17 protein-coding genes are annotated in these 16298 nt (G+C 71.2%); 10 read left to right on the forward strand and 7 right to left on the reverse strand.

Annotation, left to right across the window (positions count from 1 at the left end; translation table 11 throughout):
* Nucleotides 1–10: 10 nt before the first annotated feature.
* Nucleotides 11–301: a GlsB/YeaQ/YmgE family stress response membrane protein gene (locus ACIQWG_RS06130; protein ID WP_404090920.1), complete on the reverse strand. Its 291-nt coding sequence runs from the start codon at nucleotides 299–301 to the stop codon at nucleotides 11–13.
* A 242-nt stretch (nucleotides 302–543) separates the two neighbouring features.
* Between ACIQWG_RS06130 and ACIQWG_RS06135 the strand changes: the two genes are divergently transcribed.
* A complete protein-coding gene (locus ACIQWG_RS06135; protein WP_404090923.1) occupies nucleotides 544–942 on the forward strand; it encodes a DUF3099 domain-containing protein in 399 nt (132 codons plus the stop codon).
* Between the two features lie 213 nt (nucleotides 943–1155).
* On the forward strand, nucleotides 1156–1380 hold the full coding sequence (locus ACIQWG_RS06140; protein WP_404090926.1) for a hypothetical protein: 225 nt from the start codon (nucleotides 1156–1158) through the stop codon (nucleotides 1378–1380).
* On the opposite strand, the gene moaA is transcribed toward ACIQWG_RS06140, so the two are convergent.
* The 3 genes from moaA to ACIQWG_RS06155 form a co-directional block, all read right to left on the reverse strand.
* Complete coding sequence (moaA, locus tag ACIQWG_RS06145; RefSeq protein ID WP_404090929.1) at nucleotides 1363–2352, reverse strand: GTP 3',8-cyclase MoaA; 990 nt, start codon at nucleotides 2350–2352, stop codon at nucleotides 1363–1365. The two genes, ACIQWG_RS06140 and moaA, sit on opposite strands and share 18 nt — an antisense overlap.
* Nucleotides 2353–2500: 148 nt before the next feature.
* The gene (locus ACIQWG_RS06150; RefSeq protein WP_404090931.1) at nucleotides 2501–4120 is read right to left on the reverse strand and encodes a cation acetate symporter; all 1620 of its coding nucleotides are present in this window, start codon (nucleotides 4118–4120) and stop codon (nucleotides 2501–2503) included.
* The gene (locus ACIQWG_RS06155; protein ID WP_404090934.1) at nucleotides 4117–4473 is read right to left on the reverse strand and encodes a DUF485 domain-containing protein; all 357 of its coding nucleotides are present in this window, start codon (nucleotides 4471–4473) and stop codon (nucleotides 4117–4119) included. The genes ACIQWG_RS06150 and ACIQWG_RS06155 overlap by 4 nt, the downstream gene beginning before the upstream one ends.
* A 373-nt stretch (nucleotides 4474–4846) precedes the next feature.
* Here ACIQWG_RS06155 and ACIQWG_RS06160 point away from each other — a divergent pair, with 373 nt between their 5' ends.
* From ACIQWG_RS06160 to ACIQWG_RS06170, 3 genes are all read left to right on the forward strand, one after another.
* Entirely contained in the window at nucleotides 4847–6379 is a 1533-nt protein-coding gene (locus ACIQWG_RS06160; RefSeq protein ID WP_404090937.1) for a S8 family peptidase, read from the forward strand.
* 23 nt (nucleotides 6380–6402) lie between these two features.
* Nucleotides 6403–7770: a CoA transferase gene (locus ACIQWG_RS06165; protein ID WP_404090940.1), complete on the forward strand. Its 1368-nt coding sequence runs from the start codon at nucleotides 6403–6405 to the stop codon at nucleotides 7768–7770.
* Nucleotides 7771–7870: 100 nt separating this feature from the next.
* On the forward strand, nucleotides 7871–8878 hold the full coding sequence (locus tag ACIQWG_RS06170; RefSeq protein WP_404090943.1) for a CopD family protein: 1008 nt from the start codon (nucleotides 7871–7873) through the stop codon (nucleotides 8876–8878).
* 33 nt (nucleotides 8879–8911) lie between these two features.
* Here ACIQWG_RS06170 and ACIQWG_RS06175 read toward each other — a convergent pair whose 3' ends face one another.
* Both ACIQWG_RS06175 and ACIQWG_RS06180 read right to left on the reverse strand, forming a co-directional pair.
* Nucleotides 8912–9955, reverse strand: a complete 1044-nt coding sequence (locus tag ACIQWG_RS06175; RefSeq protein WP_404090945.1) for a zinc-dependent alcohol dehydrogenase family protein — start codon at nucleotides 9953–9955, stop codon at nucleotides 8912–8914.
* A gap of 135 nt (nucleotides 9956–10090) precedes the next feature.
* The gene (locus ACIQWG_RS06180) at nucleotides 10091–10798 is read right to left on the reverse strand and encodes a VIT family protein (protein ID WP_404090948.1); all 708 of its coding nucleotides are present in this window, start codon (nucleotides 10796–10798) and stop codon (nucleotides 10091–10093) included.
* A gap of 153 nt (nucleotides 10799–10951) precedes the next feature.
* On the opposite strand from ACIQWG_RS06180, the gene ACIQWG_RS06185 reads away from it, so the two are divergent.
* From ACIQWG_RS06185 to ACIQWG_RS06205, 5 genes are all read left to right on the forward strand, one after another.
* Nucleotides 10952–11953 (forward strand): DEDDh family exonuclease, encoded by a 1002-nt coding sequence (locus ACIQWG_RS06185; RefSeq protein ID WP_404090951.1) that lies wholly within the window; start codon nucleotides 10952–10954, stop codon nucleotides 11951–11953.
* 79 nt (nucleotides 11954–12032) lie between these two features.
* Nucleotides 12033–12266, forward strand: coding sequence for a hypothetical protein (locus tag ACIQWG_RS06190; protein WP_404090953.1), 234 nt, complete (start codon nucleotides 12033–12035; stop codon nucleotides 12264–12266).
* 49 nt (nucleotides 12267–12315) lie between these two features.
* Nucleotides 12316–13107 (forward strand): SURF1 family protein, encoded by a 792-nt coding sequence (locus ACIQWG_RS06195; protein ID WP_404090955.1) that lies wholly within the window; start codon nucleotides 12316–12318, stop codon nucleotides 13105–13107.
* 74 nt (nucleotides 13108–13181) lie between these two features.
* Nucleotides 13182–14969 carry a glycoside hydrolase family 15 protein gene (locus ACIQWG_RS06200; protein ID WP_404090958.1) on the forward strand — a complete coding sequence of 596 codons (1788 nt, stop codon included), beginning with the start codon at nucleotides 13182–13184 and terminating at the stop codon, nucleotides 14967–14969.
* A gap of 5 nt (nucleotides 14970–14974) precedes the next feature.
* Nucleotides 14975–15730 carry an SDR family oxidoreductase gene (locus ACIQWG_RS06205; RefSeq protein ID WP_404090961.1) on the forward strand — a complete coding sequence of 252 codons (756 nt, stop codon included), beginning with the start codon at nucleotides 14975–14977 and terminating at the stop codon, nucleotides 15728–15730.
* 66 nt (nucleotides 15731–15796) lie between these two features.
* Here the strand turns inward: ACIQWG_RS06205 and ACIQWG_RS06210 are convergent, their stop codons facing one another.
* Nucleotides 15797–16264: a hypothetical protein gene (locus tag ACIQWG_RS06210; protein WP_404090962.1), complete on the reverse strand. Its 468-nt coding sequence runs from the start codon at nucleotides 16262–16264 to the stop codon at nucleotides 15797–15799.
* Nucleotides 16265–16298 lie beyond the last annotated feature (34 nt).

Genomic DNA, 16298 nt, shown 5'->3' on the forward strand with positions numbered 1-16298 from the left:
CCTCGGCCGGTCAGGCCCGGGTCTGGGTCTGCTGTTTCCGCTTGCCCAGCGTCGCCACGTACAGCATGTCCCCCAGGTACACGATGACCACCGCGGCGACGATCTGGAAGATGTGCCGGCTCCAGTCGATGCCGGAGGTCGCCTCGACGCCGAACCCACGGGCCATGGCGTTGCCGACGATCGCTCCGAGCATGCCGAAGATGGTGATCAGCCACAGGGGGCTGTGCTGCTTTCCCGGGATGAGCAGCTTGGCGAGCAGGCCCAGCACGAATCCCACGATGATCGCCCACAACCAGCCCATGGCTGCCTCCTAAACGGCACGGGTGAGCAGTACTCCCAGTCTTGGGCCGGGCCCGGTACGCCGCATGCCGGGGACCGCCGTACGCGTTACGGCTGTCCGCGTTCCCCCAGGTGGCAGGAGCCCCGGTCTCGTAGGCGGCGGAGGCGAGGCGTACCGTGGGAGATGTCCCGGCCCGGCCCCCGACCGGGGGCGGACGGGTGCGGGCAGGGGGAGAGTCCGATGCGGGCGGATGGTGGAATGTGATGCGGAAGCTGCACGCGAGCGGCAACACCGAGGTGTTCCGGATCACCGGGGCCCGCACGGGCCTCCAGGAGGATGTGCGCGGCCGGCAGCGCCGGTACGTCATCTCGATGTCGATCCGCACCCTGTCGGTGATCCTCGCGGCCTCCCTGTGGAACGTCGAACGGCACGTCGCGATCGTGGCGTTGGTGCTCGGCGCGGTCCTGCCGTACATCGCCGTGGTGATCGCCAACGCGGGGCGGGAAAATGCGCCGTCTCTGCCCTCGACGTACGTGACCGCGCATGTGCGCCCGATGATCGCGCCGCCGCGGACGAATGACGGTTTCGCGGAATCGGTCCCGGAAGATGTGGCGGGCGATTCGGAACCCGGCGCACAAAGCAAACCGCGTGACGGGGTGTGATTCTGCGGACCGGTTCGTTCCGGAAGGCGACTCCCCGCCAAGCTCAGGAAAAGCTCAGATCAATAGTGTTGTTCCGGTGCCGGGCGGAGGGTTACCCGTGACATACTTCGTAGGCGCTCCGCATCCCCCGTCGGAGCGACGGACCGACGCCGGGCAGCTCCCCCCGTGGCTGCTCGGCGTCGCCTTTTTGTGCGCGACTTGTGAGACGAATCTGTGAGTGACACGCCGATCTGTTCCGCCAAGGGATGCCGTGCCGACGCCGTGTGGGTGCTGGCGTGGAACAACCCGAAGATTCATACGCCTGAGCGGCGCAAGACATGGATCGCGTGCGAGGAACACCGCGAGCATCTGTCGCAGTTTCTCGGGGTGCGGGGCTTTTTGAAGGACGTTGTCCTGTTGACGGAATGGGAAGAGGCTTCCTCAGCCACCGATGGCTGACATCGGCCGGTCCGGCTGCACGAACGACGGGTCGTCCAGGCCCGCGCCCGCCTTCTTTCCCCACATCGCCAGCCGCCAGATGCGGGCGATCTCCTCGTCGGGGGCGTCCGAGCGCAGGGCCGCGCGCAGGTCGGTCTCCTCGGTGGCGAACAGACAGGTGCGCACCTGGCCGTCGGCCGTCAGCCGGGTGCGGTCGCAGGCCGCGCAGAACGGGCGGGTGACGGAGGCGATGACGCCGACGACATGCGGGCCGCCGTCGACCAGCCAGCGCTCCGCCGGGGCCGAGCCGCGCTTCTCCTCGCCCTCCGGGGTGAGCTCGAAGCGGGTGCGCAGGGACGTCAGGATGTCACCGGCGGTGATCATGCCGTCGCGCTTCCAGCCGTGCTGGGCGTCCAGCGGCATCTGCTCGATGAAGCGCAGCTCGTAGTCGTGCTCCACCGCCCAGGCCAGCAGGTCGGGGGCCTCGTCGCCGTTGAGACCCGGCATCAGGACCGAGTTGACCTTGACCGGGGTCAGGCCCGCCTCGCGGGCGGCGTGCAGGCCCTCGATGACGTCCTTGTGGCGGTCTCGGCGGGTGAGGGTCTTGAAGACGTCGGGGCGCAGGGTGTCCAGGGAGACGTTGACCCGGTCCAGGCCCGCTGCCTTGAGGGCGGACGCGGTGCGCTTGAGGCCGATGCCGTTCGTCGTCAGGGACATCTGGGGGCGGGGTTCCAGCGCGGCGACGCGCTCGACTATGCCGACCAGGCCGGGGCGCAGCAGGGGCTCGCCGCCGGTGAAGCGGACCTCCTCGATACCGAGGGAGGTCACGGCGATGTCGATCAGACGGACGATCTCCTCGTCCGTGAGCAGGTCCGGCTTGGCCAGCCACTGCAAGCCCTCCTCGGGCATGCAGTACGTGCACCGCAGATTGCAGCGGTCGGTCAGCGAGACTCTCAGGTCGGTGGCCACCCGGCCGTAGGTGTCGATGAGCACGTGGGCCCCCTCCCTCGTCACGACCAGATTCAACTTCCGTTACCTGCGAGCCTACGTGACCGCTCCGACAGTGACACCGGCCCGATCCCACGACGTACGACGCGGCCGCGTCGTAGATCCCTACGACGCGGCCGCTCGGGCGCCGTGCTCAGTGGGCGCCGGTGCCGGTCAGGGACCGGACCTCCAGCTCCGCGTACTTGCCCGCGTCAGGCTCTTCCTTGGACAGGACCGTGCCGAGCCAGCCCATGAGGAAACCGAACGGGATGGAGATGATGCCCGGGTTCTTCAGCGGGAACCAGGCGAAGTCGACGTCCGGGAACATCGCCTTCGGGTCGCCGGAGACGACCGGCGAGAACAGCACCAGGCCTACGGCGACGATCAGACCGCCGTAGATCGACCACAGCGCGCCCTGGGTGGTGAAACGCTTCCAGAACAGGCTGTAGAGGATCGTCGGCAGGTTGGCGGAGGCCGCGACCGCGAAGGCCAGGGCGACCAGGCCGGCGACGTTCAGGTCGCGGGCGAGCGCGCCCAGCAGGATGGAGACGGCGCCGATGCCGATGGTGGCGAGGCGAGCCGCCCTGATCTCCTCCTTCTCGGTGGCCTGGCCCTTCCTGATGACGTTCGCGTAGATGTCGTGGGCGAACGACGAGGACGAGGCCAGGGTCAGTCCGGCGACCACGGCGAGGATGGTCGCGAAGGCCACCGCCGAGATGGTGGCCAGCAGGATCGCGCCCCAGGCCGAGTCGACGCCGCCGAGGTGCAGGGCGAGCAAGGGTGCCGCCGTGTTGCCGGACGGGTTGGAGGCGATGATCTCCTCCTGGGAGATCAGCGCGGCGGCGCCGAAGCCCAGGGCGATGGTCATCAGGTAGAAGCCGCCGATGATGCCGATCGCCCAGTTCACGGACTTACGGGCGGCCTTGGCGTTGGGCACCGTGTAGAAGCGGATCAGGATGTGCGGCAGGCCGGCGGTGCCCAGGACCAGGGCGATGCCGAGGGAGATGAAGTCCAGCTTGGAGGTGCTGGTGGCGCCGTACTGGAGGCCCGGCTCCAGGAAGGCAGCGCCCTTGCCGCTGTTCTCGGCGGCCTTGCCGAGCAGGTCGGAGATGTTGAAGTTGAACTTCAGCAGCACCAGGAACGTAATGAGGATCGTGCCGCCGATGAGCAGGACGGCCTTGACCATCTGGACCCAGGTGGTGCCCTTCATGCCGCCGATGGAGACGTACACGATCATCAGGACGCCGACGAGACCGACGATGAGGATCTTGCCCGCGTCGGAGGTGATGCCGAGCAGCAGCGAGACGAGGACGCCCGCGCCCGCCATCTGGGCAAGGAGGTAGAAGATCGACACGACGATCGTCGAGGTGCCGGCCGCGGTGCGCACGGGGCGCTGGCGCATCCGGTACGCGAGGACGTCGCCCATCGTGTAGCGGCCGGAGTTCCTGAGCGGCTCGGCCACCAGGAGCAGGGCGACCAGCCAGGCGACCAGGAAGCCGATGGAGTACAGGAAGCCGTCGTAGCCGAAGAGAGCGATGGCGCCGGCGATGCCGAGGAACGACGCGGCGGACATGTAGTCGCCGGAGACGGCGAGTCCGTTCTGGAAGGCGCTGAACGACCGGCCGCCCGCGTAGAAGTCGGCGGCGTCCTTGGTCTGGCGGCCCGCCCAGACGGTGATGAACAGGGTCGCAACCACGAAGCAGGCGAACAGGGTGATGATCAGCGGCCGGTGCTCGCTGGCCTCGTTCGCGGCAAGGGTCATCGCGGGGCTCATGCGCCGCCCTCCATACGGGTCTTGATCGCCTCGGCCTTGGGGTCGAGCTTGGCGCCGGCGTGGCGGGAGTACCACCAGGCGATGAGGAACGTGGTGACGAACTGGGCGATACCGAAGACGAAAGCGACGTTGATGTTGCCGAACAGCTTGGTGCCCATGAAGTCGCCCGCGTAGTTGGAGAGCAGGACGTACAGCAGGTACCAGGCGATGAAGGCGACGGTCAGCGGAAAGGCGAAGTTGCGGTAGGAGCGGCGCAGTTCACCGAACTCCGCGCTCTGCTGCACCTCGGCGAACTCCTCGGTGGAGGGGAGTTTGTGTGTCTCTTTCGAGGGGGGCGGTGCGTCGGTGGCCACGGAGTCTCCTCGCGTTGCGGGCGCTGTTGCGACATCGGACGGGGACGGGTCGGGGGACGGGGACGAGTTGGGTGCGGGCATGCGGCTCTGTTCCTCATGGTGACGTGGATCACCCGAGCCGGGTGGCGATGTTAGGGCCACGGCGCGTGATCCGACAGGGGGCTCGATCCTGCTCGCGCCTCCTTCCCAAGGTCACGGCGCCACGCGAGGACCGGTTCAACTCGGAGGGCTTCTTTCAGAAGTCGCTCGGATCAGTGATTGCTGGCCCGGAAGATCAGGGATAGCTTCACTCCAGCACGAATCGTCATGTACCTGCCCGGCCGCCCATCCCCGCCTCGGGCAGGTCTTCCGTTCCGGATGATGTGGAGAACCCATGGCTCATCTGCGGTCCAGACGCCGACTCGGTCTCGCCGTGCCCCTCGCCCTGTCGCTGACCGCCTCGCTCGGCTTCCTGCCCGCGGCGGCCTCGGCGGCACCGCTCGGGGAGCCCTCCGTGCAGGCCACGGACGCGATCACCCTGGCGTATGTCGTCAACACCACGCCGGACCACCGCACGATCAAGTCGGTGAAGAAGGCGATCGCGGCGGCCGGCGGCACCGTCGTGACCTCGTACGACAAGATCGGCGTGATCGTCGTCCACTCGGCGAACCCCGACTTCGCCAAGGCGATACGCACGGTGCGCGGCGTCCAGTCGGCGGGCGCGACCCGTACGGCGCCCCTGACCCCCGCCGGCACCACGGACGAGGGCCCCGCCGAGCTCCTGACGAAGAAGCAGGCCGCGAAGACCGCGCGGATGTCCGACGCGGCGGTCGACAGCGAGCCCCTCGAGGCCGACCAGTGGGACCTGCGGGCGATCGGCGCCGACAAGGCCGCCAAGATCAACCCGGGCAGTTCGAAGGTCACCGTCGCCGTCATCGACACCGGCGTCGACGACACCCATCCGGACCTGGCCCCGAACTTCTCCGCGGCCCAGTCGGCGAACTGCGTCGGCGGCGTCGCGGACACCAGCGAGGGCGCCTGGCGCCCGTACACCGCGGAGGACTACCACGGCACCCACGTCGCGGGGGAGATAGCCGCGGCCCGCAACGGCATCGGCGTCGCGGGCGTGGCGCCCGGGGTGAAGGTCGCCGGCATCAAGGTGAGCGACCCGAACAACGGCCTGTTCTACCCGGAGAACGTCGTCTGCGCCTTCGTGTTCGCCGCCGACCACGGCGTCGAGATCACGAACAACAGCTACTACGTCGACCCGTGGCTGTACAACTGCATGGACGACGCCGACCAGAAGGCCATCGTCGACGCGGTCAACAGGGCCCAGCTGTACGCCCAGAAGAAGGGCACGCTGCACCTGGCCTCGGCGGGGAACTCCAACCACGACCTGGACTCCGACGCCATCGTCGACGAGACCAGCCCCGACGACGCCACGCCGGTCACCCGCACGATCGACCCGCACAAGTGCTTCGACGTGCCGACCCAGCTGCCGGGCGTGGTCACGGTGAGCGCGACGGGCGTGAAGAACCTCAAGTCTTACTACTCGACCTACGGTTACGGCGTCGTCGACGTGGCGGCACCGGGCGGCGACCGGCAGTTCCAGATCCCGACGGACACCCCGTCGGCGAACGGCCGCATCCTGTCCACCATGCCGAACGGCGAGTACGGCTGGCTCCAGGGCACCTCGATGGCCTCTCCGCACGCCGCCGGCGTCGCCGCGCTGCTGAAGTCCCGCTACCCGAAGGCGACTCCGGCCCAGCTTCAGCTGCTTCTGAAGGCCCAGGCGGACAACCCGGGCTGCCCGGAGTCGTACGACCAGAACGGCGACGGCACGCAGGACGCGGTGTGCGAGGGCGGCAAGCGGTTCAACGGGTTCTACGGGTTCGGCATCGTCAACGCCCTGGACGCCGTTGACTGAGGGAAGTACCGCATAGTGCAGTCATGACTGCACTAGACCTCGCCTGGTCCTCGGTGGGCGGCGACCCCGCCCTGATCCCTCACGTGTCGACCGTGGTGCGGGAGGGCGCGCTCGAAGCGCGCCTTCCCGTACGGGAGTTGGCAGGCGCGTGCGTGGGCGCGTGCGCGCTGGCCGCCGCCGAGCTCGGCGCGCGGCGGGCCGGGCTCACCGAGGTACCCGGCGTGCGGCTGGACGACGGGGCGATCGCCACGGCGTTCGTGAGCGAACGGCATCTGCTGGTCGACGGGCGCGCCCCGGTCAACTTCGCGCCGTTGTCCCGGTTCTGGCGGACGGCGGACGGCTGGGTGCGCACCCACGCCAACTATCCGCATCACCGGGCCCGGCTGCTGGCCGCGCTGAAGGTGGCGGAGGAGGATCCGGACGCCGTCGGGGCCGCGCTCGCCGAGCGTTCCGCGCATGAGGTGGAGGACGCGGTGTACGCGGCCGGCGGGCTGGCGGTGGCGCTGCGCTCGCCCGAGGAGTGGGCGGCGCACGAGCAGGCGGCCGAGGTGGCCCGGCGTCCGCTCGTCGAGCACGAGCAGTCGGCCACGGCACGCGCGCGTGCGCTCCCGCCGCTCGACGGCTCCCCCCTGCTCCCCGCCGCGGGGGTGCGTGTACTGGATCTCACGCGGGTCATCGCGGGACCGGTCGCCACGCGCACGCTCGCGCTGCTCGGCGCCGACGTGCTGCGCGTGGACGCGCCACAGCTGCCCGAACTCCCCGACCAGCACGCCGACACCGGCTTCGGAAAGCGCTCGGCGACGCTGGACCTGGCGGCGGACCGGCGTGCGTTCGAGGACCTGCTCGCGGCGGCGGACGTCGTCGTCACCGGGTACCGGCCGGGCGCACTGGACCGGTTCGGGCTGTCGGCGCAGGCTCTGGCCGAACGGCACCCCGGGCTGATCGTGGCGCAGCTCTCGGCGTGGGGTTCCTACGGGCCGTGGCGTGAGCGGCGCGGCTTCGACAGCCTCGTACAGGTCGCCACCGGGATCGCCGCGATCGAGGGAACGGCCGAGCGCCCCGGCGCCCTGCCCGCGCAGGCCCTCGACCACGGGACGGGATACCTCCTGGCGGCGGCCGTGCTGCGGGCGCTGACCGAGCGGCAGGAGGAGGGGGCGGGGCGGTGTGTACGGCTGGCTCTGGCGCGTACGGCGCGGTGGCTGGTGAACGAGGTCGCACCGGGCCCGCGGGGTGACTCGCCGTACGACACGCCCGACGCGTGGCTCGGCGAGCGGGACAGCGGGCTCGGGCGGCTGCGGTACGCGCTGTCGCCGGTGGCGTTCGTGGACGGACCGGTCGACTGGGCGCGCCCGCCCGGGGTTTGGGGCGCGGACCCGGCGCGGTGGGACTGAGCGAGGGGGCCGTCCAGGACGTACCTCTGTACGGAATGCCATACCCCCACTTGTTTTCCGATGCTTGCCCGACTATGCGATCTTTCGTGAAGATCTTGAGGTGACGTTGACGAGATCCTCCACGGGCGTGTCCGACGGGAGCGCGCCCAGACCGGGCCCCGGCACGAGGCGGGCCGTCGCCGTGCTCGTCCTCGTGGCGCTGGCGGCGCTGATCCCGCTGCTCGGCCCGTCGGCCGCCCTGCACGGCACCGGCGAGGCCGCCGCGCCCGGCACCGGTGGCATCGCGCTGCTGCGGGCGGCGCTGTTCGCGGCGCTGTGCGTCCCGTTGGGCGAGCTGTTCGTGAATCGGCTGGCCCGGTCCGTGCCCGGCGCTCCCCAGATCCGACCGCACAGCTGGGCGCCGTACGCGGCGGCCGTCGGCTTCGTCGCCGCCCTCGGTCTCGCCTCGGTCGTCTCCACGGGCAACCTGGTGCCCCACGGGCCCGCGGACCTCGACATCGGCGGCTTGTACGCCTCGCGCGACGGCAAGCTGGCGCTGCTGGAGGTCAACGCCTTCGCGGCGGCCGGGCTGTGTGCCCTGTCGCGCCGGCCGGGCACCCAGCTGTGGCCGCTGGCGGCGGTGGTGGTCGCCGAGGCGCTGCGCGCGCACCCCCCGACGGAGCACGGCCCGCTGCTGGGCTCCGGGCTGACGCTGGTGCATCTGGCCTGCGCGTCGCTCTGGGTGGGCGGGCTGCTGCACGCCCTGCGGATCCTGCGCGGGTGGCCGGTCCGGGAGGCGGGCGCGGCGCTGCTCGGCCTCTACGCGCGCGTGGCGGCCGTACTGCTCGCCGCCATCACGGCGACCGGGGTGTGGAGCTCGCTGCGCCGCATGCCGTCGGACACGATCCTGGACCAACTGACCGGAACCGCGTACGGACGTGCCCTGCTGGCCAAGGTCGTCCTGGTGGCGGCCGTGGCGGTGCTCGCCCTGTGGGCGCGGACGCGGCTGCGCCGGGCGGCCGACCCGCTGACCGCCTGCGCCCCCGCGCGGGCGGAGGTCGTCGCCCTGGCCGTGGTGGTCACGCTGTCGGGGCTGCTGACGGCGTTGCCGGTGCCCATCCGCTGGTGAACCGTTACGCCGTCAGCTGTGCCCGCCCCGGCCTCAGTTGGCGACCAGCACCTTGAGCGCGGTCCGCTCGTCCATCGCCTTGTAGCCGTCGGGGACCTCCTCCAGACCGATCGTCAGGTCGAAGACGGGCGAGGGGTCGATCGTGCCGTCGAGGACGTCCGGCAGCAGCTCGGGGATGTAGGTCCGGACCGGTGCGACGCCGCCGCGCAGCGCGATGTTCTTGTCGAACATGACGCTCAGGTCGAGGCCGGTACCGCTGCCGTGCGGCACACCGACGAAGCCGATGGCGCCGCCGTCGCGGGTGATGTCGACGGCCGTACGCATGGACTGCTCGGTGCCGACGGCCTCGACGACGGCGTGCGCGCCCTGTCCGCGGGTCAGTTCGCGTACGGCCGCGACGGCCGCCTCCCCGCGCTCGGCGACGACGTCGGTGGCGCCGAAGCGGCGCGCGATGTCGGTACGGACCTGGTGCCGGCCCAGCGCGATGATCCGCTCGGCACCGAGCCGCTTGGCGGCGAGTACCGCGCACAGCCCGACGGCCCCGTCCCCGACGACGGCGACCGTGGCGCCCGGACGGACCCCGGCGCCGAGGGCCGCGTGGTGGCCGGTGCCCAGGACGTCGGACAGCGTGAGCAGGGCGGAGAGCAGGTGGTCGTCGGAGGCGGCGTCCTTGGGGAGCCGGACCAGGGTCGCGTCGGCGAAGGGCACGCGCACGGCCTCGCCCTGGCCGCCGTCCGAGCCGACGGTGCCCCAGAAGCCACCGTGCTCGCAGGACGTGGTGAGGCCCTCGCGGCAGTAGTCGCAGACGCCGTCGGACCACATGAAGGGCGCGACGACGAGGTCGCCCCGCTGGATGCCGGTCACCTCGGAGCCGGTCTCCTCGACGACACCGAGGAACTCGTGGCCGATGCGCTGCCCCGGCTGCCGGGCCGCCTCGCCCCGGTAGGCCCACAGGTCGCTGCCGCAGATACAGGAGCGCAGCACCCGGACCACGGCGTCGGTGGGCTGCCGCAGCACGGGGTCGGGCACGTCCTGCACGCGCATGTCGAAGGGGGCGTGGATGGTGGTGGCGCGCATGCGAGGATCCTTCTCGTCTTTGGTCGTACCGGCGCCCGGGGGTGTGCGTGGCGCGTTCTCACCGTACGTCGGGGTCCGCGCCCGCCGCGCTCCGAGGGTCCGGTAGCGCCGGAACCGGGACGCCGCCCCCGGGGTCTAGGCCCCGGCCACGTCCAGCAGCGACCCGGCCGCGTAGGTGACCCCCATGGCCAGCGCGCCGCCGGCCACGTTGCGCAGCATCGCGCGGCCCGGGGCCGCCGCGCCGAGGAGGGCGCTGCTCCAGCCGGTCAGGGTGAGCGCGGCCAGCACGGACAGGACGGTGACCCCCAGCCGCCAGTCGGCCGGCGGCAGCACCATCGCCAGCAGCGGCAGCAGCGCCCCGGCGGTGAACGCCAGGAAGCTGGCCCACGCCGCGTGCCAGGGGTTGGTCAGCCGGTCCGGGTCGATGCCGAGCTCCACGCGCGCGTGCGCCTTGAGCGCGTCACGTTCCGTCAGCTGGACCGCCGCCTCCTCGGCCACCTCGCGGGACAGGCCCCGTCGCTCCAGCAGGTGCGCCAGCTCCGCCAGCTCGGCCTCCGGCTGCTCCCGCAACTCCCGTTTCTCCACGGCCAGCGCGGCCTTCTCCGAGTCACGCTGGGTGGACACCGAGACGTACTCCCCCGCCGCCATCGACATCGACCCGGCGAGCAGCCCGGTCAGCCCGGCGGTGAGCAGGGCCGAACGGTCGTCGGTGGCGCCGGCGACGCCGACGACGAGCCCCGCGGTCGACACGATGCCGTCGTTCGCCCCGAGTACGGCGGCCCGCAGCCAGTTCAGCCGCTCCCCCAGCGCGCCGCCGTGGGCCTCGTCCGTCGGTTCGGTCATATGCGGAGGATCGCACCGCCCGGGACATCGGGGAGATACCGACGCTCCCACAGGGGCAGTTGACGAGCGCGCGTTCGCCGCCCTCGAACAGGCGGGCGGGGCACGGCACCTGACGGTCAGGACTGTCAGTGGCGGCCCGTATCCTCAGTGACCATGCTCGAAGACCGTACGATCCCAGCGTCCTCCCCCACAGCGTGGCCGGCCGCGTATCCCCGGGGATACGCGGTCGTTGACGTCGAGACCACGGGCCTGGCGAGGGACGACCGGATCATCTCGGCGGCCGTCTACCGGCTGGACGAGCGCGGCGAGGTCGAGGACCACTGGTACACACTGGTCAACCCGGAGCGCGACCCGGGCCCGGTCTGGATCCACGGTCTGACGAGCGACATGCTCGCGTCGGCTCCGCTCTTCCCGGACATCGCCGAGGAGTTCTCCCACCGTCTCGACGGCCGGGTGCTCGTCGCGCACAACGCCGTCTTCGACTGGCAGATGATCGCGCGGGAGTACGCGCGCGCGGAGCGCGAGGCGCCGGTGCGGCAGCGGCTGTGCACCATCGCGCTGTCGAAGGAGCTCGGCCTGCCGCTGCCCAACCACAAGCTGGAGTCGCTGGCCGCGCACTTCGGCGTGGTGCAGCAGCGCGCGCACCACGCGCTGGACGACGCGCGCGTGCTCGCGGAGACGTTCCGGCCGAGCCTGCGGGCCGCGGCGGAGGGCAGCGTGCGGCTGCCGCTCCAGGAGTGCCGGCCGCTGACCGAGTGGCGGGACACGGCCGCTCCCCTGATCGGGCAGCAGGCCGGGGGCCACGGCGGTTTCGGCGCCTACCGGCCGACCAACTGGCGCCCGTCCCGCAGAAGGCCCGCGTGCCCCCATCCCAACCCAGGTCGGTACGAAGAGGGCAAAAGACTCAAGCAGGGCATGCGGGTCGCCTTCTCCGGAGACACGTCGATCGAACGCGAGCTGCTGGAGGACCGGGCGATCGAGGCCGGCCTGCATGTGTCGACGAGCCTGTCCCGGCTGACCAGCCTGCTCGTCACGAACGACCCGGAGGCGGCCACCTCCAAGGTCGTCAAGGCCCGGCAGTACGGGACGCCGGTGGTGGACGAGGCCGCGTTCGGACAGCTCCTGCGGGACGTGGAACCGGCGTCGGGGCAGTGACCGTACGGACGGGTGATTGCCGTGCGACTCGCCCGTGGCCCGCTCGCCCGTGTCGCGGCGACCGCTCACCCTGTGGCCCATGGCGACATGTGAAGTCTGCGGAAACGACTACGGCATGACCTTCGAGGTGCACGCGCAGGGCGCGGTGCACGTCTTCGACTGCTTCTCCTGCGCGATCCACCGCATGGCACCCATCTGCGAGCACTGCCGGGTGCAGATCATCGGGCAGGGCGTCGAGGTCGAGGGCCAGTGGTACTGCGGCGCCCACTGCGCCCGCCAGGACGGAAAGGCGGGGATCGTCGACAAGGTGTGACCGGGTACCCGCTTCGAAGCGCCCCACGTCCGGGTTGTACGGTCGTGGGGTGTACCGCTTCCTGTTGTCCCGGCAGTGGGTGATCCTCACGCTGGTCACCCTGCTTCTCATCCCCACGATGATCAGGCTGGGCTTCTGGCAGATGCACCGCTACGACGAGCGCAGCGCCCGCAACCAGCTGGTCGCCGACGCCCTGGAGGCGAAGCCGGTGCCGGTGCAGGAGCTGACGTCGGCGGGGCACGAGGTCACCACCGAGGAGCGGTACCGCAGGGTGACCGCCGAGGGCCGCTTCGACGCCGACCGGGAGGTCGTGGTCAGGCGGCGCGTCAACGCCGACGAGGCGGTCGGCTTCCACGTCCTCACCCCGTTCGTGCTGACGGACGGCAAGGTGCTGCTGGTCAACCGCGGCTGGGTCCCCGCCGACGGTCCGAGCCAGAAGGCCTTCCCCAAGGTCCCCGCACCGCCGAGCGGGCGGGTCACCCTCACCGGGCGGCTGATGCCGGACGAGACGACCGAGGCGAGCGGCATCAAGAACCTCAAGGGTCTCCCCGACCGGCAGGTCATGCTGATCAACAGCGAGCAGGAGGCCCAACGGCTCGACGCGCGGGTGCTCGGCGGGTACGTCGTGCAGACGGCACCCGAGCCGAAGGGCGACACCCCGGAGCTGATCGGCAAGCCGGGCAAGGAGAACGCTCCGCTGAACTACGCGTACGCGCTCCAGTGGTGGCTGTTCGCGGCCGGGGTGCCCATCGGGTGGCTGGTCCTGGCCCGCCGGGAGGCACGCGAGCGGGCGGCGACCGCCGCGCCGCAGGAGTCGGAGTCGACGCCGGCCGCTGTGTAGCCGTCTCGCGGGAACGTCACTCCGCCGGCCGCACACCTGATTGGCCCAGCGCCCCCTGGGGAACCCGCAATTGCGTGCACCAGCGCATCGAGGACTACGCCCTCATCGGCGACGAGCAGACAGCCGCCCTCATCGGCAGGGACGGCTCGGTCGACTGGCTGTGCCTGCCCCGCTTCGACTCGGGGGCCTGTTTCGCGCGGCTCCTGGGCGACGAGGAGAACGGGCACTGGCGCATCGCGCCCAGAGACGCCCAGAGCGGCTGCACTCGGCGCGCCTACCGCCCGGACTCCCTGGTGCTGGACACCGAGTGGGAGACCGACGAGGGCGCGATCCGTGTCACCGACCTGATGCCCCAACGCGACCGTGCGCCGGACCTGGTGCGCATGGTCGAGGGACTGCGCGGCCGCGTCACCGTGCACAGCACCCTGCGGCTCCGCTTCGACTACGGCTCGATCGTGCCCTGGGTGCGGGAGTCCGACGGGCACCGGGTTGCCGTGGCCGGGCCGGACTCGGTGTGGCTGCGCAGCGAGCCCGAAGTGCCCACCTGGGGCGAGGACTTCTCCACCCACTCCGAGTTCACGGTCGAGGAGGGCCAGAAGGTCGCGTTCGTCCTGACCTACCACCCCTCGCACGAACCGCGCCCGCCGCTGATCAACCCGTACAAGGCCCTGGACCACAGCGTCCGGGACTGGCGCAGGTGGGTGGGGCACTGCAACTACGACGGCCCCTACCGCGACGCCGTCGTGCGCTCCCTGATCACCCTGAAGGCCCTCACCTACCGGCCGACCGGCGGCATCGTCGCCGCCGCCACGACCTCGCTCCCCGAGGAGATCGGCGGCGTCCGCAACTGGGACTACCGCTACTGCTGGCTGCGCGACTCCACCCTCACCCTGAACGTCGGGCTGTCCGCGGGCTACCGCAAGGAGGCCGAGGCCTGGCGCGACTGGCTGCTGCGCGCGGTCGCCGGCGACCCGGCCGACCTGCGGATCATGTACGGCCTGGCGGGCGAGCGCCGGCTGCCGGAGTTCGAGGTGCCGTGGCTGTCCGGCTTCGACGGCTCGGCCCCCGTACGCATCGGCAACCGGGCGGCGGAGCAGCTCCAGTTGGACGTGTACGGCGAGGTCATGGACTCGCTGGCGCTGGCCCGGGACGCGGGGCTGAGCACCAAGCCGCACATGTGGGCGATCCAGGCCGCCCTCGTCGAGTGGCTGCGCTCGGAGTGGCGGCAGCCCGACGAGGGGCTGTGGGAGGTGCGCGGTGGCCGGCGTCACTTCGTGCACTCGAAGGTGATGGTCTGGGTGGCCGCCGACCGGGCGGTGCGCACCCTGGAGAAGAACCCGAAGCTGGAGGGCGACCTCGAGGGCTGGCGGAAGTTCCGCGACGAGGTGCATCGCGAGGTCCTGGAGAAGGGCTACGACGCCGAGCGGAACACCTTCACACAGTCCTACGGCTCCCGTGAACTGGACGCGGCGCTGCTGCTCATCCCCCGCGTCGGCTTCCTGCCGCCCGACGACCCGCGCGTCATGGGCACCATCGACGCGATCCGCGCCGAGCTCAGCCACCACGGGTTCCTGCGCCGCTACAGCACCGACCGGACGACCGTGGACGGACTGCCCGGCGACGAGGGCACCTTCCTGGCCTGCTCGTTCTGGCTGGCGGAGGCGCTGCACATGACGGGCCGTACGGAGGAGGCACGCGAACTGTTCGACCGGCTGGTGGCCCTCACCAACGACGTGGGTCTGCTGGCCGAGGAGTACGACCCCGTCTCCGGCCGCCAGCTCGGCAACTTCCCGCAGGCCTTCAGCCACATCGGCCTGGTGAACACCGCCCTCGCCCTGTACGGGAGCGACGGGGCAGGATAGGTGCCATGGATCTTGGACTGAAGGAGCGTGTGTACGTCGTCACGGGTGCCACCCGTGGACTGGGCAACGCGGCGGCGCGTGAGCTGGTGGCCGACGGGGCGAAGGTGGTGGTGACCGGCCGGGACGAGGATCGGGTCGCCGCCGCCGTGGCCGAGCTGGGGCCGAACGCCGTCGGGATGGCCGTGGACAACGCCGAGGCGGAGGCGCCGGCTCGGCTGATCGCCGCCGCGCGGGAGACCTTCGGTGGCTTCGACGGCATCCTGGTGAGCGTCGGCGGGCCGCCGGCCGGGTTCGTCGCGGACAACACGGACGAGCAGTGGCAGGCCGCGTTCGAGTCGGTGTTCCTGGGCGCGGTCCGGCTGGCGCGGGCGGCAGCGGCGGAGCTCGACGCGGGCGGGGTCGTCGGCTTCGTACTCTCGGGGTCGGTGCACGAACCGATTCCGGGACTGACGATTTCGAACGGACTGCGGCCGGGCCTCGCCGGGTTCGCCAAGTCGCTCGCGGACGAGCTGGGGCCGCGGGGGATCCGCGTGGTGGGCCTGCTGCCGGCCCGGATCGACACGGACCGGGTGCGTGAGCTGGACGCGATGTCCGCGGATCCGGAGGCGACCCGGGCGGCGAACGAGTCACGGATTCCGTTGCGGCGGTACGGGGCTCCGGAGGAGTTCGGGCGCACGGCGGCGTTTCTGCTGTCTCCCGCCGCTTCCTATCTGACGGGGATCATGGTGCCGGTGGACGGCGGGATGCGGCACGGGTTCTGAGCCCGGGTCGCCCTGTGCACGGTCGTGTTCGGCGATGCTCTCGGGCGCGGAACCCCGAGAGCACGCTCAGGTGTAGTAGGTGTCGAACGATCCGATCCACCACGCCGCCAGCGGCAGGAGGCACACCTGCGCGCCGGCGGTGATCCAGCACCGGCCCAGCACGGCGATCCCGAACGTCCACCATGCCGTCGTGCGCAGCACACCGACCGCCGCGGCCTGATATCCCTGCCCGGCGGGATCCGTCATTCCGGGATAGCCCATCCAGTCCTCGGTGAAAATGCCGTCGGCCCCGAACACGATGATCCCCGACACCAGCCACAGGTCGACCAGGACGGCCACGACGGCGAGCGCGACATCGAAGCGCAGGTACGCGGGCGTCGGCACCAGCAGGCGGACGGCGGCGTGTCCGCGGGGGCGCATCCAGTCCTGCGGCCAGACCCGCACCAGCACGACACCGGCGTACACCAGCGCGCCGATGGCCGCGGCCCACCCGCCCAACAGGAACAGCCCGAAGAAAAGCAATGCGAGACCCACGAGTGGCCAGATGCCACACCGTGCGGAACGGTTC

The organism is Streptomyces sp. NPDC098781 (assembly GCF_044759995.1).
Classification (GTDB): domain Bacteria; phylum Actinomycetota; class Actinomycetes; order Streptomycetales; family Streptomycetaceae; genus Streptomyces.